15 protein-coding genes are annotated in these 19,477 nt (G+C 69.2%); 13 read left to right on the top strand and 2 right to left on the bottom strand.

From position 1 onward, the window contains the following. Positions 1-16: 16 nt before the first annotated feature. From MWN34_RS15730 to MWN34_RS15710, 5 genes are all read left to right on the top strand, one after another. Entirely contained in the window at positions 17-307 is a 291-nt protein-coding gene (locus tag MWN34_RS15730; RefSeq protein ID WP_247030251.1) for a sarcosine oxidase subunit delta, read from the top strand. Beyond that, the gene (locus tag MWN34_RS15725) at positions 304-3,306 is read left to right on the top strand and encodes a sarcosine oxidase subunit alpha (RefSeq protein ID WP_247030250.1); all 3,003 of its coding nucleotides are present in this window, start codon (positions 304-306) and stop codon (positions 3,304-3,306) included. Before MWN34_RS15730 ends, MWN34_RS15725 begins: the two co-directional genes overlap by 4 nt. Continuing rightward, on the top strand, positions 3,299-3,898 hold the full coding sequence (locus tag MWN34_RS15720) for a sarcosine oxidase subunit gamma (RefSeq protein WP_247030249.1): 600 nt from the start codon (positions 3,299-3,301) through the stop codon (positions 3,896-3,898). Before MWN34_RS15725 ends, MWN34_RS15720 begins: the two co-directional genes overlap by 8 nt. Positions 3,899-4,041: 143 nt before the next feature. Next, entirely contained in the window at positions 4,042-5,406 is a 1,365-nt protein-coding gene (locus tag MWN34_RS15715) for an L-serine ammonia-lyase (RefSeq protein WP_247030248.1), read from the top strand. 136 nt (positions 5,407-5,542) lie between these two features. After that, complete coding sequence (locus MWN34_RS15710; protein ID WP_247030247.1) at positions 5,543-6,631, top strand: GlxA family transcriptional regulator; 1,089 nt, start codon at positions 5,543-5,545, stop codon at positions 6,629-6,631. A gap of 51 nt (positions 6,632-6,682) precedes the next feature. Here MWN34_RS15710 and MWN34_RS15705 read toward each other — a convergent pair whose 3' ends face one another. Next, positions 6,683-7,120 carry an EamA family transporter gene (locus MWN34_RS15705; RefSeq protein WP_247030246.1) on the bottom strand — a complete coding sequence of 146 codons (438 nt, stop codon included), beginning with the start codon at positions 7,118-7,120 and terminating at the stop codon, positions 6,683-6,685. A gap of 379 nt (positions 7,121-7,499) precedes the next feature. Between MWN34_RS15705 and MWN34_RS15700 the strand changes: the two genes are divergently transcribed. Next, positions 7,500-8,771 (top strand): aromatic ring-hydroxylating oxygenase subunit alpha, encoded by a 1,272-nt coding sequence (locus tag MWN34_RS15700; protein ID WP_247030245.1) that lies wholly within the window; start codon positions 7,500-7,502, stop codon positions 8,769-8,771. Between the two features lie 191 nt (positions 8,772-8,962). Then, complete coding sequence (locus MWN34_RS15695; RefSeq protein ID WP_247030244.1) at positions 8,963-10,261, top strand: FAD-binding oxidoreductase; 1,299 nt, start codon at positions 8,963-8,965, stop codon at positions 10,259-10,261. Between the two features lie 88 nt (positions 10,262-10,349). On the opposite strand, the gene MWN34_RS15690 is transcribed toward MWN34_RS15695, so the two are convergent. Continuing rightward, positions 10,350-11,063, bottom strand: a complete 714-nt coding sequence (locus tag MWN34_RS15690; protein ID WP_247030243.1) for a flagellar biosynthesis protein FlhF — start codon at positions 11,061-11,063, stop codon at positions 10,350-10,352. Between the two features lie 136 nt (positions 11,064-11,199). Here MWN34_RS15690 and MWN34_RS15685 point away from each other — a divergent pair, with 136 nt between their 5' ends. The 6 genes from MWN34_RS15685 (at position 11,200) to MWN34_RS15660 (ending at position 19,452) form a co-directional block, all read left to right on the top strand. Further along, positions 11,200-12,219: a GlxA family transcriptional regulator gene (locus MWN34_RS15685; RefSeq protein WP_247030242.1), complete on the top strand. Its 1,020-nt coding sequence runs from the start codon at positions 11,200-11,202 to the stop codon at positions 12,217-12,219. Positions 12,220-12,483: 264 nt separating this feature from the next. After that, positions 12,484-13,272 (top strand): YoaK family protein, encoded by a 789-nt coding sequence (locus MWN34_RS15680; RefSeq protein WP_247030241.1) that lies wholly within the window; start codon positions 12,484-12,486, stop codon positions 13,270-13,272. Between the two features lie 161 nt (positions 13,273-13,433). After that, complete coding sequence (locus MWN34_RS15675) at positions 13,434-15,473, top strand: oxidoreductase (protein ID WP_247030240.1); 2,040 nt, start codon at positions 13,434-13,436, stop codon at positions 15,471-15,473. 78 nt (positions 15,474-15,551) lie between these two features. After that, positions 15,552-17,486, top strand: a complete 1,935-nt coding sequence (locus tag MWN34_RS15670) for a (Fe-S)-binding protein (RefSeq protein ID WP_281503042.1) — start codon at positions 15,552-15,554, stop codon at positions 17,484-17,486. Next, complete coding sequence (locus MWN34_RS15665; protein ID WP_425532128.1) at positions 17,483-18,694, top strand: electron transfer flavoprotein subunit alpha/FixB family protein; 1,212 nt, start codon at positions 17,483-17,485, stop codon at positions 18,692-18,694. Before MWN34_RS15670 ends, MWN34_RS15665 begins: the two co-directional genes overlap by 4 nt. Continuing rightward, complete coding sequence (locus tag MWN34_RS15660; protein ID WP_247030239.1) at positions 18,691-19,452, top strand: electron transfer flavoprotein subunit beta; 762 nt, start codon at positions 18,691-18,693, stop codon at positions 19,450-19,452. Before MWN34_RS15665 ends, MWN34_RS15660 begins: the two co-directional genes overlap by 4 nt. Positions 19,453-19,477: the final 25 nt, after the last annotated feature.

Genomic DNA, 19,477 nt, shown 5'->3' with positions numbered 1-19,477 from the left:
AAGGGGCGCGAGAGACATGCTCATCATCAATTGTCCCTATTGCGGCGAACGGCCGGAAATCGAATTCCGCTACGGCGGCGAGGCGCACATCGCCCGCCCCGCAGACCCCTCCGCGCTCTCCGACGCGGAATGGACCGATTTCCTCTACAACCGCACCAATCCCAAGGGAAAGCACGCCGAGCGCTGGCGTCACATCCATGGCTGCGGCCGCTATTTCAACGCCGTGCGCGACACGGTGAGCGACTTCTTCGTAACCACCTACAAGACCGGCGAAGCCCGGCCGGACATTGAGGAGAGCGCGCGATGACCGGCGCCTTCCGCACCGCCTCGGGCGGGCGCATCGACCGTTCGAAGCCCGTTGCCTTCACCTTCGACGGCCAGCATCTCTCCGGCTTTTCCGGCGATACGCTGGCCTCGGCGCTGATCGCCAACGGCATCCACCTCACCGGCCGCTCGTTCAAATATCACCGCCCGCGCGGCATCCTCTCCGCCGGCACCGACGAGCCGAACGCGCTGGTCGGCGTCGGCCGCGACGAGGCGCATTACGCGCCGAACCTGCGCGCCACCCAGGTCGAGCTCTATGAAGGGCTGAAGGCCGAGAGCCAGAACCGCTGGCCCTCCCTCAAATTCGACGCCGGCGCGGTCAACGACCTCGCCAGCCCGCTGCTGCCCTCCGGTTTCTACTACAAGACCTTCATGTGGCCGGCGAAGGCGTGGACCAAGTTCTACGAGCCCAAGATCCGCGCCATGGCCGGCCTCGGCCGCGCCCCGGAAGCGCCGGACGCCGACCGCTACTCCCAGCACTACGCCCATTGCGACGTGCTGGTGGTGGGCTCCGGCCCTGCCGGCCTTGCCGCCGCGCTCGCCGCAGCCGCTTCCGGCGTGAAGGTGATGCTGGTCGACGAACAGCCCGAAATGGGCGGCTCGCTGCTGGCCTCCCGCGACGCGAGCATCGACGGTAAGCCGGCTCAGCAGTGGCTCGCCGATGCGCTGGCGGAGCTTTCCGCGGCGGACAACGTCACGCTGATGACGCGCACCACCGCCTTCGGCTATTTCCCGCACAACATGATCGCGCTCGCCGAGCGGGTGACCGAGCATGTCGCGGTGCCGGACCCGGAGCTTCCGCGCGAACGCCTGTGGCAGGTGCGGGCGAAGGAGGTCGTCCTCGCCACCGGCGCGCTGGAACGGCCCCTCGTCTTCCCGGACAATGACCGTCCCGGCGTGATGCTGGCGGATTCCGGCCGCACCTACGCCAATCGCTACGGCGCGAAGCCCGGCAAACGCGCGGTGATCTTCACCGCTTGCGACGCCGGCTATCGTTCGGCCCTCGACCTCGCCGCCGCGGGCGTCGAGATCGCCGCCATCGCCGATTTGCGCAGGAACCCAGCCGGTGAATTGCCGGCCAAGGCTCTCGCGGCCGGCATCGAGGTCCGGCCCTCAACCGCCGTCACCGGCACCTCCGGCCGGCTCCGCGTCAGCGGCGCGGCGCTGACCAAGATGGGCGAATATGATTTCGGCGCCACCCAGCAGATCGCCTGCGACGTGCTGCTGATGTCGGGCGGCTTCACCCCCTCCGTCCACCTGTTCTCGCAGTCGCGCGGCAAGCTGGCCTTCGATCCGGTGCTGAACTGCTACGTGCCCGGCACTTCGGTCGAGCGCGAGCGCTCGGCTGGCGCCTCGCGCGGGCTGTTCGAGCTCGGCGCGGCGCTGGAGGACGGCTATGCGAAGGGTGCGGACGCAGCAAAAGCAGCCAAGGGTGCAAAGGCGCCCGCGCGCGCCTTCGCGGCGCAGGCACCCCGGCTCGGCACCGACGGCCATATCGGCGCCACCCCGCACAACCGCAACCCGGCCTTCGCCAAGGCTTTCGTGGACTGGCAGAACGACGTTACCGCCAAGGACATCAAGCTCGCCACCCGCGAGGGCTTCCGCTCGATCGAGCACATCAAGCGCTACACCACCACCGGCATGGCGACCGATCAGGGCAAGACGTCGAACATGAACGCGCTCGGCATCGTGTCGGACGCGCTCAAGACGCCGGTGCCGCAGATCGGCCTCACCACCTTCCGCCCGCCCTTCACGCCGACCACCTTCGGCATCTTCGCCGGCGCGGCGCGGGGCGAGCTGTTCGATCCCGCCCGGCAGACCGCCATCCATGGCTGGGCCGCCGAGCAGGGCGCGATCTTCGAGGATGTCGGCAACTGGAAGCGCGCACTCTATTTCCCGCGCGGAAACGAGGGCATGCACGAGGCGGTGGCCCGCGAATGCCGGGCGGTGCGCAGCGCGGTCGGCATCTTCGACGCGTCGACGCTGGGCAAGATCGAGATCGTCGGCCCCGACGCCGCCGAATTCATGAACCGCATGTACACCAACGCCTGGGCGAAGCTGGAACCCGGCCGGCTGCGCTACGGCGTGATGCTGCGCGAGGACGGCTTCGTGATGGATGACGGCGTGGTCGGCCGCATGGCGCCGGACCGCTTCCACGTCACCACCACCACCGGCGGCGCGCCGCGCGTTCTGGCCCATATGGAGGACTACCTCCAGACCGAATGGCCGGACCTCGACGTGTGGCTGACCTCCACCACCGAGCAGTGGTCGGTCATCGCCGTGCAGGGCCCGCTGGCCCGGCAGGTGCTGCGCCCGCTGCTGGAGGGCATCGACCTCTCCAAGGAAGCCATGCCGCATATGAGCGTGCGGGAGGGCACCATCCTCGGCATCCCGACGCGCGTGTTCAGCGTGTCCTTCACCGGCGAACTCGGCTTCGAGGTCAACGTGCCATCCGAGCATGGCCGCAAGGTGTGGGAGGCGATCTATGCCTCCGGCCAGAAGTTCGGCATCACGCCCTACGGCACCGAGACGATGCACGTCCTGCGCGCCGAGAAGGGCTACATCATCGTCGGTCAGGAGACGGACGGCACCGCCACGCCGGACGACGTCAATCTCGGCTGGGCGGTCGGCAAGGCCAAGAAGGATTTCGTCGGCAAGCGCGCGCTCGCCCGCGCCTCGATGTCGGCGCCGGACCGCAAGCAGCTCGTCGGCCTGTTCACGGTGGAGCCGCAGACCGTGCTCGAGGAAGGCGCACAGGTCGTGGCCGATCCCAAGGCCCCGGTCCCGGTGCCGATGCTCGGCCATGTCACCTCCTCCTATCATTCCTCCGTGCTCGGCCGCTCCATCGCCCTCGCCGTCATCAAGGGCGGGCGCGGGCGGATCGGGCAAAAGCTCTTCGTCCCGATGCCCGACCGGGTGATCGAGGTCGAGGTGACCGAGCCGGTGTTCTACGATCCCAAGGGAGAGCGCTTCGATGTCTGAAGCCGCGCGTGTTTCCGGCCCGGATCTGGGCCACGGCCATCCCTATCCCGGCGTGTCGCTCGCCGCGCTGGCGGAGGGCTCGAAGCCTTCCGCCAGCGCGAGCCTGAAGCTGCTGCCGGCTACCGCCCGCCTCGTCTTCCGCGGGCGGGAAGCCGCCATCGGCCCGGCGGGCGAGGCCTTCGGCGTCGCCTTGCCGCGCGAGGCCTGCCGCTTCAACACCAACGGCACCCGCTCGGTGCTGTGGCTCGGGCCGGACGAGTGGATCCTGCTCGCCCCCGGCGAGGGTCCCGCCCCGCTCTTCGCGGCGATCGAGACCGCGACCGCGGGCCTGCCCCACGCGCTGGTGGACGTCTCCTCGCGCTCGGTCGCCTTCGATCTGTCAGGGCCGAAGGCCGGCTTCGTGCTGAACCAGGGCAACCCGCTCGATCTGTCGCTTGACGCGTTCCCGGTCGGCATGTGCACCCGCACGGTCTTCGCCAAGAGCGAGATCGTGCTGCGTCGCACCGCGCCGGACAGCTTCGTCGTGGATGTCTGGCGCTCCTTCGCGCCCTATGTCTGGCAATTGCTGGAAGAGGCCCGCCGCGGCGCCTGAGCGCCCGGCCGCCTCGTCGCCGCCTCGTCGCCCGTCATCCCGGACCCGCCCCCACGGCCGGCCCGGGGTCGCGTCGCACCCTCGATCGGAAACCGGTCCCGGCTCGGCGCGCCCGCCGTGCGGGAAGACGGAGCAGTTGACGCATGATCAGCGTGTTCGAGCTCTTCAAGGTCGGCATCGGCCCGTCCTCGTCCCACACCGTGGGGCCGATGGCGGCGGCCGCCGCCTTTGCCGACCGGTTGGCGGAAGCCGGCCTGATCGGGCGCACCGTCCGGGTCGAGGTCGCGCTGTTCGGCTCGCTGGCCTGGACCGGAAAGGGCCACGGCACCGACAAGGCCGTCATCCTCGGCCTTGCCGGCGAGCGCCCGCAGACCGTCGATCCCGACCGCGCCGATTCCATCGTCGCCACGGTCGCGACCGAGCGCAGCCTGCGCCTCGGCGACCGGCAACCGATCCGCTTCGACCCGAAGCTCGACATCCTGTTCGACGGCATCGCCGACACGCCCAAGCACCCCAACACGCTGGCCTTCCGCGCCTTCGACGCTGCCGGAACCCTGCTGGTGGAGGAGCGCTGGTGCTCGATCGGCGGCGGCTTCGTGGTGCCGGAGGCCGATGTCGGCCAGCCGGTACGGGCCGACGACGCCGTGCTGCCCTTTCCCTTCCGCAATGCCCGCGACCTGCTCGCCATGGCCGACGGCGCCGGCCTTTCCATCGCCGACCTGGTCGTCGCCAACGAGCACGCCCGCCGCTCCTGCGCGGAAGTGACGGCCCATCTCGACCGGATCGTCGAGGTGATGATGGGCTGCGTCGACCGCGGCATCTCCACGGTCGGCGAACTGCCCGGCGGGCTCGCGGTGCGCCGCCGCGCCAAGGCGATCCGCGACCGCCTCACCTCGCGCAACGCCCCCACCCCGCATGAGGTGATGGACTGGGTGAGCCTCTACGCCATTGCGGTGAACGAGGAGAATGCCGCGGGCGGGCGCGTCGTCACCGCCCCCACCAACGGCGCGGCCGGTGTGGTGCCGGCGACCCTGCGCTATTACCGCGACCACTGCCCCGGCGCCGCGCGGGCGGGCATGCATCTCTTCCTGCTCACCGCCACCGCCATCGGCGCGCTGTTCAAGATGAACGCCTCCATCTCGGGCGCCGAGGTCGGCTGCCAGGGCGAAGTCGGTGTGGCCTGCTCCATGGCCGCCGGCGGGCTCGCCGCGGCGCTCGGAGCCAGCAACGCGCAGATCGAGAACGCCGCCGAGATTGGCATGGAGCATCATCTCGGCATGACCTGCGATCCCATCGGCGGGCTGGTGCAGGTGCCCTGCATCGAGCGCAACGCCTTCGGCGCCATCAGCGCGGTGAACGCCGCCTCGCTCGCCTTGCATGGCGACGGCACCCACATCGTCTCGCTCGACAAGGTGATCGTCACCATGCGCGAGACCGGGCGCGACATGGCCTCGAAATACAAGGAAACCTCGCTCGGCGGCCTCGCCGTGAACCTTCCCGAATGCTGAGCATGCACCCATGCTGAAGCGTCCGGGCCGCGGCTCCCTCCCTCCGAAAGCGCGTTCTCCCCAGCTCCCCGACGCTTCTTTCGCCGCCCTGCTGCCACGGCCGGCAGATTTGCTATGCTACAGGCCGGAGCAGGACATGAACCAGCAGCGCCCACCCACCTTCGCGAACGCCCCGCCGGGCCAGCGTCAGCCCTCCGGCAACGGCACGGGAGGCACCAGTGCGGGTGCGCCGGCGCTGAATGTCGGTTTCCTGCTGACCGACAATTTCACGCTCTCCGCCTTCTCGCTCTTCGTCGATCATCTGCGCCTCGCCGCCGACGAGGGCGACCGCTCGCGCCCCATCCTCGCCCGCTGGCAGGTGATGGCCTCGAATGCCGAGCCGGTGCGCGCGAGCTGCGGGGTCACCGTCGCCCCGACCGCGCCGCTGCTCGACCCGGCGCCGTTCAACTACATCGTGGTGATCGGCGGCCTGCTCCATGCCGGCCCGCAGCTCGACGAGGCGACCACCGCCTATCTCAAGCGCGCCGCCAGGGCGGGCGTTTCGCTGGTCGGCATCTGCACCGGCAGCTTCGTGCTGGCCCGCGCCGGGCTGATGACGGGACGGCGTTGCTGCGTGTCCTGGTATCACTACCAGGACTTCCTCGAGGAATTCCCCCACCACACCCCGGTCGCCGACCGGCTCTACGTGATCGACGGCGACCGCATCACCTGCGCCGGCGGCGGCGGGGCGGCGGACCTCGCCTCGGCGCTGGTGGAGCGCCATATCGGCCGCGCGGTGGCGCAGAAGGGCCGGCATGTGCTGATGCTGGACCGCGCCCGCCCCGGCAACGAGGCCCAGCCGCATCCGCCCATCGTCGATCTCGTCGCCGACGACCGGGTGCGCCGCGCGCTGATCCTGATGGAGCAGCACATCGCCGACCCGCTGCCGATCGCCGACATAGCGCGGCGCCTCCAGCTCTCCACCCGGCAGCTGGAGCGCCTGTTCCAGTCGGTGATGGGCCAGCGCCCGGCGGAGTTCTATCGCCGCATCAGGCTGCGCTATGCCCGCTTCCTGCTGGACACCACCGCCCGCTCGGTGACGGACATCGCACTGGAATCCGGCTTCTCGGACTGCGCCCATTTCTCGCGCCAGTTCAAGGCGCTGCACGGCTTCACCCCATCGGACGCCCGCGCCGCCAACCCCGCCGCCGCGCAGACCCAAGCCGCGCAGCGGCTGTTCGACTGAAGACATCGCGCAGCGGCTGTTCGACTGGAACGCCGCGCAGCGGCCTTCGGATCAGAGCCCGGTGGCGATCAGCACCGCGCCGGTGCCGATCAGCCCGACCCCGATCCAGCCGATGAGCGTCAGCGTCTCGCGCAGGAACAGCGCGGCGAACAGCGCGACCATCACCACGCTCAGCTTGTCGACGGGCGCGACGCGCGAGGCGTCGCCCAGCTGCAGCGCGCGGAAATAGCAGAGCCACGACGCCCCGGTGGCAAGACCCGACAGCACGAGGAACAGAGCCGAGCGCGGCGACACCGTGCCGAGCCCCTGCCAGCCCCCGGTGAGGGTCAGCATCAGCGCCAGCGCGCCGAGAATGACGACCGTGCGGATGAAGGTGGCGAAGTCGGACCCGATCCCGGTGACGCCAACCTTGGCGAAGATGGCGGTGAGCGCGGCAAAGGCCGCCGAGCCGAGGGCCCAGAAGGGCCAGGAGGAGAGAACGGACTTCATGATCGGCCTGATACGCGACGGAGCCGCCATGGTGCCACGGCGGGAAGCTGGCGGGTAGACGGGCGGCCGGCTTGAACGACAGCCATGCGCCCCTGGCCCCAGCTTTCTGCCCGTCTGCCCGTTTTCGCCTTCCCAAGTCGTCCCTCGTCGATGACTTCGCGAACACTATGCGCGGTCTTCCGCTGCGGCGCGCGGGCCACACGCCGCTCCACCCCTCGCAAGTAACCGTCACAGAAAACGGAAATGTCGCGCCAAGTAAAAAACCTGTCGCAAACATGAAAGTACCGCGGCATCTTCCGTCGAACAATTCCAGACGAGCGCGCCGCCCTGAGGACCGTTTCCGCCGGATGAGCGGTCACGCGACGCGAGGGAGACCACCATGCTCGATGTCACCAACACGCCGCTCAAGGCGCTGCTGCGCCGTCGCAAGAAGGGCCACAGCCTGGAAGCGCCGTTCTACACAAGCCCCGAGATCTTCGCGGCGGACATGGACATCATCTTCGGCCACCACTGGATCTTCGTCGGCGTCGACCCCGACATTCCCGAGCCGGGCGATGCGATGACCTTCGACATCGGCAAGGCCTCGATCATCGTCACCCGCGACGATGACGGCGAGTTGCGTGCCTTCCACAATGTCTGCCGCCACCGCGGCGCGCGGCTCGTGCTCGACTACAAGACCACGGTCGGCAATCTCGTCTGCCGCTATCATTCCTGGACCTACGGCCTCGACGGCCGACTGCTCCACGCCGATCACATGGGCGAGGACTTCAACGCCGCCTGCCATGGCCTCAAGCCGGTCCATGTGCGCTCGCTGGAAGGCCTCATCTTCGTATGCCTCAGCGATGATCCGCCGAAGGATTTCGACGTGATGGCCGAAAAGATGGCGCCCTATCTCGCCCCGCACGACCTGAAGAACGCCAAGGTCGCCTTCGAGAAGGACATCATCGAGCCGGGCAACTGGAAGCTCACCATGGAGAACAACCGCGAGTGCTATCACTGCGCGGGCAACCATCCCGAGCTGACCGTGCCGCTCTTCGCCTATGGCTTCGGCTTCGCGCCCGAACAGCTCGACGAGCATGAGCGCGAAGAGGCCGACGCCTATGCACGGCTCATCACCAGCAGCCATCGCGAATGGGAAAGCTGCGGCTTTCCCTCGCAGATGATGGAGCACCTCGACGACATGGTGACCGGCTTCCGCACCGAGCGCCTGCCGCTGGCCGGCGACGGCGAGAGCCACACCGCCGACACCAAGGCGGCGTGCACGAAGCTGCTCGGCAAGATCAACGATCCGCGGCACGGCGCCCTGCACTTCTGGACCCAGCCGAATAGCTGGCACCATTTCATGTCCGACCACGCCGTGGTGTTCTCGGTGCTGCCGCTCGACGCCGAGCACTCGCTGCTGCGCACCAAGTGGCTGGTCCACAAGGACGCGGTGGAAGGCGTGGACTACGACCTCGCCAACCTGGTCGGCGTGTGGGAAGCCACCAACGACCAGGATTCCGAGCTGGTCGGCTACTGCCAGGAAGGCGCGCGCAGCCCGGCCTATGAGCCCGGCCCCTACTCGCCGCACACCGAGATGCTCGTGGACAAGTTCTGCAACTGGTATGTCGGCCGGATGGAATCCCATCTCGCCGGCCGCGGCGAAGACTGAGCGCCCGAAAGAGCGAAGGGCCGGCCGGCATCCCCGATCCGGCCCTCTTTCATGCCGGCGCCGTGACGGGCCGGCGCCTCCCTGCCATCGCCTCCATGCCGGCGTCTGCCCGCCGGCCTGCCTTCCGTGCCCCAACGCCGGCCTCTGCCCGCCGGTCTCCCCCTCTTCGCTTCAACGAGTGAGCGTTGCCCATGACGATCGCCCGCGAGACCGCCGACCGCCTGCTGGCACCGGCTCTTCCCGCCTGGAATCCCGATGCCGACGACGTGCTGGTGGTGCGGGCGATCCGCCAGGAAACCCACGACGTGAAGACCTTCGTGCTCGCCTCCCGCGAGCCGCGGCGCTTCCACTACCGGCCGGGCCAGTTCATCACGCTCGACGTCGAGATCGGCGGCGAGACGGTGAACCGCTGCTACACGCTCTCCTCCGCCCCGACCCGGCCCGACACCATCGCCATCACCGTGAAGCGCGTGCCCGGGGGCCCGGTGTCGAACGCGCTGCACGACACGCTGAAGGTGGGGTCCGAAATCCGCGCCGTCGGCCCGATGGGCGATTTCAGCTGCTTCGGCGAGGGCGAACCGCGTCCCGCGCCGGCAAAATACCTGTTCCTGTCCGGCGGCAGCGGCATCACGCCCCTGATGTCGATGGCCCGCACCTTCCACGACCTCGGCGAGCCGCGCGACATCGTCTTCGTGCACGCCGCCCGCTCGCCGGCCGACATCGTGTTCCGCACGGAACTGGAGCTGATGGCCCGCAACCAGCCGGAAAACTTCCGCCTGGTGCCGGTCTGCGAGGCCGGCAGCCCGGGCGAGCCGTGGAACGGCTTCGCCGGCCGCCTGTCGCTGCCCATGCTGAAGCTGATCGCGCCGGATCTGGCGAGCCGCGAGGTCTTCGTCTGCGGCCCCTCCCCCTTCATGGCGGCGGTGCGCGGGCTGCTGAAGGAAGCCGGCTTCGACATGACCCGGCACCATGAGGAAAGCTTCAGCTTCGAGGAAATGGCCGCCGCCGATCCCGAGGTCGCGACCGAGGTTGTTGCCGCCACCCTCGGCGAGGCAGTGAAGGCCGCCGCCGCGGAAGCCGCGGCGGAAGTCATCGCCGAGATCGTGGCGGAAGCCGCGGCACAGGCTCCGAGCGCAAATCCCCTAAGCGCAAATCCCCCGAGCGCGAATGCCTCGACTGCGACCGCGCCGAGCGTGGCGCCCCCGGCACCGGCAGCCGAGGCCGTACCCGTGTATCAGGTCACCTTCACCAAGTCCGGCAAGACCATCGAAGTGCCGGGCGATCGCTCCGTGCTCGACGTTGCCCGGCGGGCCGGTATCCGGTTGCCGTCATCCTGTTCCAAGGGGCTGTGCGGCACCTGCAAGTCGAAGATCATCTCCGGCACCGTCGAGATGAAGCATCAGGGGGGCATCCGCCAGCGCGAGATTGACGCCGGCATGGCTCTGCTGTGTTGCTCGAAGCCGACCAGCGACCTCGTGGTCGACCGCTGAGCGCCGATCGAGACGAAGAAGGCCGGTCACCTCATGGTGACCGACCTTTCTGGACTCATCGTCCACCTCATCGGACTCGAAATTGGACTCACTGGCCGACGGGAATCACCGTCTGCACTGCATCCTTCATCCGACCCCAGGCCTGCCGCGTGCCATCGACGGTGCCGTCGACCACCTGCTCGACCGAAGGCAGCGGCGGCAGGCCGAGGAAACCCTCCTCGCGCGGCGGAGCCGGCACGACGGGGGCCGGCGGCAGCGGCTCGGCATCGGCGAGCTGGACCGGCGGGGGAACCGGTGCGCGACGGAGCGCGACCGGCGCCCCGAGCGGGGGCGGCGGCACGGCACCGAGTTCCGACGGACGGGGCGGATTGGCGAGCTGCGGATCGCGGCTCTCGCCGAAACGGGCCACCGGGCTTTCGACGGCGACGCGGCGGGGCTTGCTCACGGTGGTGGCAGCCGCACTCTGCGCGACCTCCGCCGGACGCTCAGGCGGCAGCGGAGCGGCGATAGAAGCCATTGTATTTTCAGGCGTTTCCTTCACCTCGGCGATCGGCGCCGGAGCGGGGGCGGCGGCCTCGGTCGGGTTTACGACGGCAAGGCGGTCACCCTTCTGGGCGAAGACATACTGCGCTTCCGGCTCCGGCTGAAGCAGACGGGCGACATCCTTGCCCGGCGGCGGCGATACGGGCCGGGTCAGCGCATAGGTGCCGGCCACGAGCGCCGCGCAGAAGGCAAGCTGCAGCCCGGCTTCCGCGAGCCGGCGCGGCGTCGTAGGAATGCGGAGTGCCAACGCGAAGGTCATGGGGTCGATCTCCTCAGATGTCCCCATTGACCGTTGTGGACGTGGCGATTCTGCGGCGGCTTTCCTGCCCGGCTATGACGGAGTGCGGGCATTTGCATCGCCAATCCGCCATGCGGGAGCAACAGTCGGAAACCAGATGGCCAAGGACACCGACCTCTCAGCGCTGACCCGGATCGGCTTCCTCACCCTGCCGAACCACTCCCTGATCGCATGCGCGAATGCGCTGGAAGCGCTGCGCATGGCGAATTATGTAACGGAAACAGCTCTTTATTCCTGGTGCGTCACCACGCTGGACGGCCTGCCCGCCATTGCCAGCAACGGCCTGACCCTGCATCCCACCGTGCCGCTGGCCCAGGCCGGGCCGCTAGACCTGCTTCTGGTGTGCGGCGGCATCGACGTGCGCCATGCGTCCGGCGGCGCGCTCGAGGACGGGCTGCGCCGCCTTGCCCGCCGCGGCGTCGCGCTGGGTGCGCTGTGCACCGGCAGCTTCGTGCTGGCCGAGGCGGGGCTTCTGGATTTCCATCGCTGCGCCATACACTGGGAGAACCTGTCCGCGATCCGTGAAGAGTTTCCCGACATTGATTTCGTCGAGGACGCCTATGTCATCGACGGCGACCGGCTGACCTGCACCGGCGGCATTGCACCGCTCGACATGATGCTGGCGCTGATCGAGGCCCGCTGCGGGCGCGGCGTCGTCAGCCGGGTTTCGGAGCAGTTCAGCCTGGAGCGCGCGCCCTCCGAGGCGCGCAACCGGGCCGGCAGCGAGCGCAGCGCCCGCCCGGCCCGGCCCCGCCCCGCCTTGCCGGATCCAACGCTGGCCCGCGCGGTGCGGCTGATGGAAAACGCGATCGACGACCCGCCGGGCATCGCCGCCATCGCCGCCCGGCTCGACGTGTCGGCCCGCCAGTTGGAGCGCCTCTTCCGCCGCCATCTCGGGGCAACCCCGGCCGCCTACCAGATGGTGATCAGGCTCGAGCGGGCGCGCGAATTGCTCCGCTTGTCCAAGCTCAGCATCACCGCCGTGGGTCTTGCCTGTGGCTTCCAGTCGGCGGCGCATTTCTCGACCGCCTATGCCCGCCATTTCGGCCGCTCGCCGCGCCAGGAACGCAGCATGTCGCCGACCACGGCAGGCGGTCTCGCCCCGACGGGGGAATAAAAGCGCGCACATGTCTGCCATGCGCCTTGCAATGGTGCTTGCCGCGCCGCGCAACACGCGCGACACTTGTGATAACGCATTGCGTTTTCAGGATATATCCGGCACCGGCGAACACTCTCCGCCGCCCGGAAGGCGGAAGGCATGTCGGACGTCACCGCGCAAAAGTCGCAATCCGAAGCCATGGCTTCGGACGATGTTTCCCACGGTGCCGGCACCGGGCCTCGCCATGACCCGTCCGCTCCGCTCCCGGCACGCGGTTCCGCCATGAACGCGCATTCCCACGTCGACACCCGCAGCCTTGCGGATCGCTATTCCGACCTCTCCGCCCATATGCTGGGCGCCGAGCGCACCCCGCTCGCCGATGCCCGGCTCGGCCTGTGCATGACCTTCGTGGCCGGCGCCACCAATGCCGGTGGCCTGCTCGCGGTCGGGCAATACACCTCGCACATGTCCGGCATCGTCTCGGGCATGGCGGACAATCTGGTGGTGGGCGCCGGCGGACTGGTGATTGCCGGCTTCGGCGCCCTGCTGCCCTTTCTCGCCGGCGCGGCAACTTCCGCCATGATGGTGAATTGGGCGCGGCTGCACCGCGCCGGCCAGGAATACGCTCTGCCGCTGGCGCTGGAAGCCTTGCTTCTGCTGGCTTTCGGTGTGCTTGGCGGTCATGCGAAGGCCTCGGTGCTGGTCTTCGTGCCCGCGGTGGCAGTGCTCTGCTTCATCATGGGGTTGCAGAACGCGACCGTCACCAAGCTGTCGGGCGCCAAGATCCGCACCACCCACATGACCGGCATCGTGACCGACCTCGGCATCGAGCTCGGCAAACTGTTCTACATGAACCATGTGCGCCGGAAGAACGGCACGCAGCTTGTGTTCGCAGACCGCGAGAAGCTGAAGCTGCTGTCCTGCTTCGTCGTCTGCTTCTTCTTCGGCGGCGTGGTCGGCGCGCTCGGCTTCCATTATGTCGGTTTCGTCTTCTGCGTGCCGCTGGCGCTCATCGTTCTCGCCCTCGCTGGGCCTGCGCTGCGGCGCATGGCGTGGCACCCGAAGCCGTGAATCCCCAAGGCTTTGCGCCTTATTCGGCCGTGCGTCACCGTGCGGTCGCAAAGCTACTGGCGCGATGGCGCGTTTGTTCTGTCTCTAAACTCCGCGCGCACCCTATCGTGCCGCTTGAACATTCCCGGCATGGTTGCCCTCAGGAGCGCTAAGGCCCCGCCATGATCGCCAATGCCGACGCATTGCTGAAGCCCCTCACCATCAAGGGTCTCACCATCCGCAACCGCGTGATGTCGACCTCCCACGCTCCCGGCTACGGCAAGGACGGCAAGCCGCAGGAGCGCTACCAGCTCTATCACGCGGAAAAGGCCAAGGGCGGCATCGGCCTCACCATGTTCGGCGGCTCGTCGTCCGTGGCGCTGGACAGCCCGGCCGCGCCCTGGGCGCAGATCTCGGTCGCCGACGACAGCGTGATCCCGCATTTCCAGCGTTTCGCCGAACGGGTGCATGCCCACGGCGCCAAGCTGATGATTCAGCTCACCCATATGGGTCGGCGCACCAAGTGGGACACCGAGCACTGGTTCCCCACCATCTCCGCCTCGCCGCGCCGAGAGCCGGCCTCGCGCACCATTCCACGCGAGATGGACAGGAACGACATCCGCCGCGTGGTGAAGAGCTTCGCGGATGCGGTGCGCCGCTGCAAGGAAGGCGGGCTCGACGGCTGCGAGATTTCCGCCGCGCACGGCCATCTGGTGGACCAATTCTGGAGCCCGTCGGTCAACCAGCGCACCGACGAATATGGCGGAAGCCTCGAGAACCGGATGCGCTTCGGCATCGAGGTGCTGCAGGCGATGCGCGAGGCGGTCGGCGACGACTATGTCATCGGCATGCGGATGTCCGGCGATGAGATGATCGCCGACGGCCTCAGCCACGAGGATTGCGTCGAGATCGCCGCGACCTATGCCAAGGCCGGGCTGGTCGACTTCCTCAACGTGCTCGGCGGGCAGGCCCGCGACCACATCGCCCATGCCATCTCGCTGCCGAACATGTCCTTCCCGGTGGCGCCCTTCCTGTTCCTGCCCAGCGCGATCAAGCGCGAGGTCGAGGTGCCGATCTTCCACGCCCAGCGCGTCACCGACCTCGCCACCGGCGCCCGCGCGGTCGCCGAGGGTCATGTCGACATGATCGCCATGACCCGCGCCCACATCGCCGATCCGCATCTCGTGAAGAAGCTGATCGAAGGCCGCGAGGACGACATCCGCCAATGCGTCGGCGCAGGCTACTGCATCGACCGCATCTATGTCGGCGGCGACGCGCTGTGCATCCAGAACGCGGCCACCGGGCGCGAGGCCTTCATGCCCCACGTCATCGCCCCGGCGCAGGTGAAGCGCAAGGTGGTGGTGGTCGGTGCCGGTCCCGGCGGGCTGGAGGCGGCCCGCGTCTGCGCCGAGCGCGGCCATTCCGTGGTGCTGTTCGAGAAGAGCGACAAGGTCGGCGGCCAGATCAACGTCGCGGCAAAGGCGACCTGGCGCGAGGCCCTTTCCGGCATTCCGCGCTGGCTCTACGCGCAGGTGCAGAAGAAGGGCGTCGACATCCGCCTCAACACCGCCCCGACGCCGGACATGGTACTGGCCGAGGCGCCCGACGTCGTCATCATGGCGACCGGCGGCCAGCCGATCCAGGGTTACGCCAAGGGTTCCGAGCACGTCGTGACCACCACCGACGTGCTGACCGGCGCGGTCGAACCGACCGGCACGGTGCTGGTCTATGACGAGATCGGTGGTCACAACGCCTCCTCCACCGCCGAAGTGCTGGCCAAGAAGGGTTGCCTGGTCGAGGTCGCCACCCATGACCGGATGATCGCGGAAGAGGTCGGCACCACCAACCAGCCGATCCATCTGCGCGAACTCTACAAGCTCGGCGTGGTGATGAGCCCGAATATGGAGCTCATCGAGGTCTACCCGGAAGGCAACCGCCTGATCGCGGCGCTCCGCAACACCATGACCGAAGCCGAGGAAGAGCGCGTGGTCGATCGCGTGGTGGTCGATTACGGCGTGCTGCCGGTGACCGGCCTGTTCGAGGACCTGCGCACCGGATCGGTGAATGACGGCGCGACGGATCTCGACGCCATGGTGGCCGGGCAGACCCAGCCCGCCGTCGGCAAGGGCGGCTATGCGCTGTTCCGCATCGGCGACGCCTGGACCGGCCGCAACATCCACGCCGCGATCTACGATGCCCTGCGGCTGTGCAAGGACATCTGATCCGGCCGCGACGTGAGCCTGCCCTTTCCCCTCCCGGGAAAGGGCTCCTGAACCGGATGCCGAAGCCCTGAGCCCGCCATGAGCGCCCCCGCCGTGTCACTCGTTGCGATGCTGTACGTCCTCGCCGTCATCGCGGCGGTGATGATGGGCCGGCGCGTCTCGCTCTGGCGGGCCGGCCGCCCCATGCAGGTCGACTGGCTGAAGGGCATCCAAGCGCTGCCGAAGCGCTATCTGGTCGATGTGCACCATGTGGTCGGGCGCGATCCCTTCACCGCACGGATGCACGCCTTGACCGCCGGCGGCCTGCTCGCCGGCTCGGGCCTGCTGCTGCTGGCGCCCCTGGCCGGAGGATTTCGCCTCTATTGGGCACTGATCGCCCTGTTGTTCGCCGCCATGCTTGCGGGCGGCGCCATGGTGCGCAAACGCCGCACGCCGAAGCCAGCGCGGCTGTCCGGCGGACGGTTCAACATGCTGCCGCTGCTTCTGATCGGCTATGCCGCCGGCTGCTTCCTCGTTGCACTGGATGCAGCCTCCGGCGGCTGGCTCTGGCTGCTCGCCTGGCCCGGACTTTGGCTGGCGGCGGCCGGCGGCATGGGCTTGGTACTGCAACTCGACCGGGGGCCGATGCGCCATGCCTTCGCCGGGGCCCTGCACCTCGTCGCCCATCCCCGTCCCGGTCGTTTTGAGGGAAGGCGTGAGACCGCACTGGCACCGCTTGATCTCGAAGCGCCACGCCTTGGCGTCGAGACGCCCGCCGACTTCACCTGGAACCGGCTGCTCGGCTTTGATGCCTGCATCCAGTGCGGACGTTGCGAGGTCGCCTGCCCGGCCTTCGCCGCCGGCCAGCCGCTGAACCCGAAGAAGCTGATCCAGGACCTCGCCGCGACCATCGTGCCCGGCGGCACCAATGCCGCCTATGCCGGCAGCCCCTATCCCCACGCCCGCGCGGTCGCCGGTGTGGGCGGTCCGCAGCAGGCGATCATCGGCCGCGAGGCGATGATCCACCCGGACACGCTCTGGTCCTGCACGACCTGTCGCGCCTGCGTCGAGGAATGCCCGATGATGATCGAGCATGTGGACGCCATCATCTCCCTGCGCCGTCACGAGACACTGGAATGCGGCGCGGTGCCGGAGAAGGCAGCCCCGGCGCTGGCCGAGCTGCGCTATGCAGACGACGCGCAGGGCCGCCCGCTGGTGGCCCGCACCGATTTCGCCGCTGGCGTCCCCCTGCCGCTGATCTCCGCGCGTGGAGAGGCGGACATCCTGCTCTGGCTGGGCGAGGGCGCCTATGACATGCGCCATGGCCGCAGCCTGCGCGCGCTGCTCAAGCTCCTGCATCTGGCGAAGGTTGATTTCGCGGTGCTGGGGCCGGAGGAAAAGGACTGCGGCGACCTTGCCCGCCGGCTCGGCGACGAAGCGACGTTCCAGCGGCTGGCCGGCGACAACATCGCGACGCTGGCGCGCTACCGCTTCCGCCGCATCCTCACCGCCGATCCCCATGCGCTGCACACGCTGCGCAATGAATATCCGGCCTTTGGCGGACATTACGACGTGGTGCACCACGCCGCCTTGCTCGACGAACTGGTCGCCGCGGGACATCTGGCGCCCGGTGCGCTGGCGCTGGCGGACGTCACCTATCACGACCCCTGCTATCTCGGTCGCTACAATGGCGAAGTGGAAGCCCCGCGCCGGCTGCTCGATCGGTTGGGCCTCAACCGCGTGGAGATGGAACGGCACGGCAAGCGCTCCATGTGCTGCGGCGGTGGCGGCGGCGCGCCCTTGAGCGACATCGAGGGCGAGACCCGCATTCCCGACATCCGTATGGGGCAGGCCGCGGCCACGGGTGCCGGCATCGTCGCCGTGGCCTGCCCGCAATGCACCGCGATGCTGGAAGGCGTCACCGGTGAACGGCCGGAGGTGCGCGACATTTCCGAACTCGTGCTGATGGCGGTCGAGGCAGCGGCGAGCCCTGCCGACAACCGCGCCGCCCGTCAGCCGGAGCCGGTGGCATGAGCACCATGCGCCTGCGCCGGGATCCGCGCACCGAACGCGCCGCGCACCGCATCGACGGCACCGCCCGTCCGCGCTTCGACCTTGCTGCCGCCGCCGAGACGACCGGAGGTCGGCTGCGCCGCAATCCGCGCGCGGAAGTCGAGCGTATGCTGGTGGCCGGCACTTCTCGCCGCCGGCTCGACCGCTCGCAGCGTAGTGTCTCGACGCCCCTTCATATCGCGGCACCAGCCGAGACAGCGGCTGCGCCGCGGCTGATCGTCATCGAGGAGCCGGCTTTCCTCGTCGCCGTGGTACCCGATGCGCCCGGCGGCCGCCTGACCCCGCATGACCGCCAGATGATCGGCGCCGCGCGGCTGCTGGCGGAAAAGGGAGGCGCCGTGCTCGCACTGCTCGCCGAGCCCTGCGAGGAGATCGGCCCGGCCGGCGCCGACCGCGTGCTGTTGGTCGAAGCCAGCACGGGCTACGACCCCGAAGGCCGCTCCGCCAGTATCGCGATGGCGGTTGACGGGCTCGGCGTCCGCCATGCCCTGTTCCCTGAGAGCGTGGACGGCGGCGACATCGCCCGGCGCGTGGCGGCGGATCTCGGTGAAGCGCTGTTCGCCGGGGCGGAGAGCATCGCCGCTAATGCCGTGACCCGAGCCAGCCGGGGTCGGAGGGTCGAGCAGCGCCGCGCCCCGCCGCGCCTCATCTCGCTCGCCGCCGATGCAGCGCTGCCCTATGCCGGCGCTCCCCGCGAGGCGCGCGCGCTGCAGGACGACCCGATGCCGACTGTCCCCACGCGCCGCGCGATCCTGGCCGCGGAAATCATCCCCGCCGATCCCGCCCGCGTGCCGCTCGGCGAAGCCGGCTTCGTGGTGTCGGCGGGCAATGGCGTCACCGATTTCGATGGCTTCCGCGCTGTCGCTGCCGCTCTTGGCGCGACTCCGGGCGCAAGCCGCGTGGTCTGCGATGCCGGCCTCATGCCGCGCGCCGCGCAGGTGGGTGCGTCCGGCACAGTACTGGAAGCAACCTGCTATTTCGCGCTCGGCATTGCCGGCGCTCCCCAACATCTGCAGGGTATCGCCCGCTGCGAGCATGTGGTGGCGGTCAACACCGACCTGCACGCCGCGATGATCGAGCGGGCCGGTCTTGCCATCGTCGCCGACGCGCAGAAGGTGATGCCCGCGCTGCTCGCGGCGCTGGAATGTGAGACGGAGACGACCGCATGAAGGTCACCGTGCTGCTCTCGGCCGGTCTTCATCCGGTGTCCGGCCGTCCCTGCCCCGCCGCGGTCGAATTGCAGGCCATCCGCCTCGCCCACACGCTCGGGACGCCGGAGCTGACCGGCCTTCATGCCGGCCCGGCAGCGGATGCGGTGCGTGATGCGCTCGGACAGGGGCTGCCCCGGCTGCTCTGGCTGGAAACGGCAGTCGAGGATGATCCGCTCGCGGGCCTCGTCGCAGCGCTCGCCACAGATCGTCCCGACCTGATCCTCGCCGGTCGTCAGGCACAGGGTGCGGACGACAGCGGCCTGTTGCCCTATGCCCTCGCCAAGGCGCTCGGTCTGCCGATCATCGCCGATGCCGTCGCCATCGAGCCGGCGGGGGAAGGCGCGGTGCATGTGGTGCAGGCTTTGCCGCGCGGGGCGCGGCGCCGGGTCACGGTGCGTCTGCCGGCCGTGGTGACCGTGCATCCGGCAGCTCCCACCGCGCTGCCCTTCGCCTTTGCCGCCGCCCGGCGGGGAACCGTCGAACGTCGCGCCGGGCAGGCTGCGCTGCGGTCGGGCGCGGCGATCGACGAGCGGCCCTATCGCAAGCGTCCCAAGCTCATCGCCAAGGCCGCCGCCGGCGCCTCGGCGGCGGACCGCCTCAAGGCGGCGACGGAATCCGCCGCCGGGGGCGGACGCCTGCTGGTCGATCCGGCGCCCGATGAAGCCGCTCGGGAGATCATCGCGCATTTGCGCGAACTCGGCGTCCTGCGCCGCTGACACTCTCAGGCAAGAAAAAGGCGGC

Source organism: Ancylobacter crimeensis (assembly GCF_023016805.1).
In the GTDB taxonomy this organism is placed as follows: domain Bacteria; phylum Pseudomonadota; class Alphaproteobacteria; order Rhizobiales; family Xanthobacteraceae; genus Ancylobacter; species Ancylobacter crimeensis.
Note: the sequence above shows the minus strand (reverse complement) of the source record. Positions and strands in the feature narration are given on the sequence as shown.

Excerpts from the sequence above, each read along its gene's own strand:
- MWN34_RS15730 (WP_247030251.1), top strand. The coding sequence starts at position 17 with ATGCTCATCATCAATTGTCCCTATTGCGGCGAACGGCCGGAAATCGAA.
- MWN34_RS15725 (WP_247030250.1), top strand. The coding sequence starts at position 304 with ATGACCGGCGCCTTCCGCACCGCCTCGGGCGGGCGCATCGACCGTTCG.
- MWN34_RS15720 (WP_247030249.1), top strand. The coding sequence starts at position 3,299 with ATGTCTGAAGCCGCGCGTGTTTCCGGCCCGGATCTGGGCCACGGCCAT.
- MWN34_RS15715 (WP_247030248.1), top strand. The coding sequence starts at position 4,042 with ATGATCAGCGTGTTCGAGCTCTTCAAGGTCGGCATCGGCCCGTCCTCG.
- MWN34_RS15710 (WP_247030247.1), top strand. The coding sequence starts at position 5,543 with ATGAACCAGCAGCGCCCACCCACCTTCGCGAACGCCCCGCCGGGCCAG.
- MWN34_RS15705 (WP_247030246.1), bottom strand. The coding sequence starts at position 7,120 with ATGAAGTCCGTTCTCTCCTCCTGGCCCTTCTGGGCCCTCGGCTCGGCG.
- MWN34_RS15700 (WP_247030245.1), top strand. The coding sequence starts at position 7,500 with ATGCTCGATGTCACCAACACGCCGCTCAAGGCGCTGCTGCGCCGTCGC.
- MWN34_RS15695 (WP_247030244.1), top strand. The coding sequence starts at position 8,963 with ATGACGATCGCCCGCGAGACCGCCGACCGCCTGCTGGCACCGGCTCTT.
- MWN34_RS15690 (WP_247030243.1), bottom strand. The coding sequence starts at position 11,063 with ATGACCTTCGCGTTGGCACTCCGCATTCCTACGACGCCGCGCCGGCTC.
- MWN34_RS15685 (WP_247030242.1), top strand. The coding sequence starts at position 11,200 with ATGGCCAAGGACACCGACCTCTCAGCGCTGACCCGGATCGGCTTCCTC.
- MWN34_RS15680 (WP_247030241.1), top strand. The coding sequence starts at position 12,484 with ATGAACGCGCATTCCCACGTCGACACCCGCAGCCTTGCGGATCGCTAT.
- MWN34_RS15675 (WP_247030240.1), top strand. The coding sequence starts at position 13,434 with ATGATCGCCAATGCCGACGCATTGCTGAAGCCCCTCACCATCAAGGGT.
- MWN34_RS15670 (WP_281503042.1), top strand. The coding sequence starts at position 15,552 with ATGAGCGCCCCCGCCGTGTCACTCGTTGCGATGCTGTACGTCCTCGCC.
- MWN34_RS15665 (WP_425532128.1), top strand. The coding sequence starts at position 17,483 with ATGAGCACCATGCGCCTGCGCCGGGATCCGCGCACCGAACGCGCCGCG.
- MWN34_RS15660 (WP_247030239.1), top strand. The coding sequence starts at position 18,691 with ATGAAGGTCACCGTGCTGCTCTCGGCCGGTCTTCATCCGGTGTCCGGC.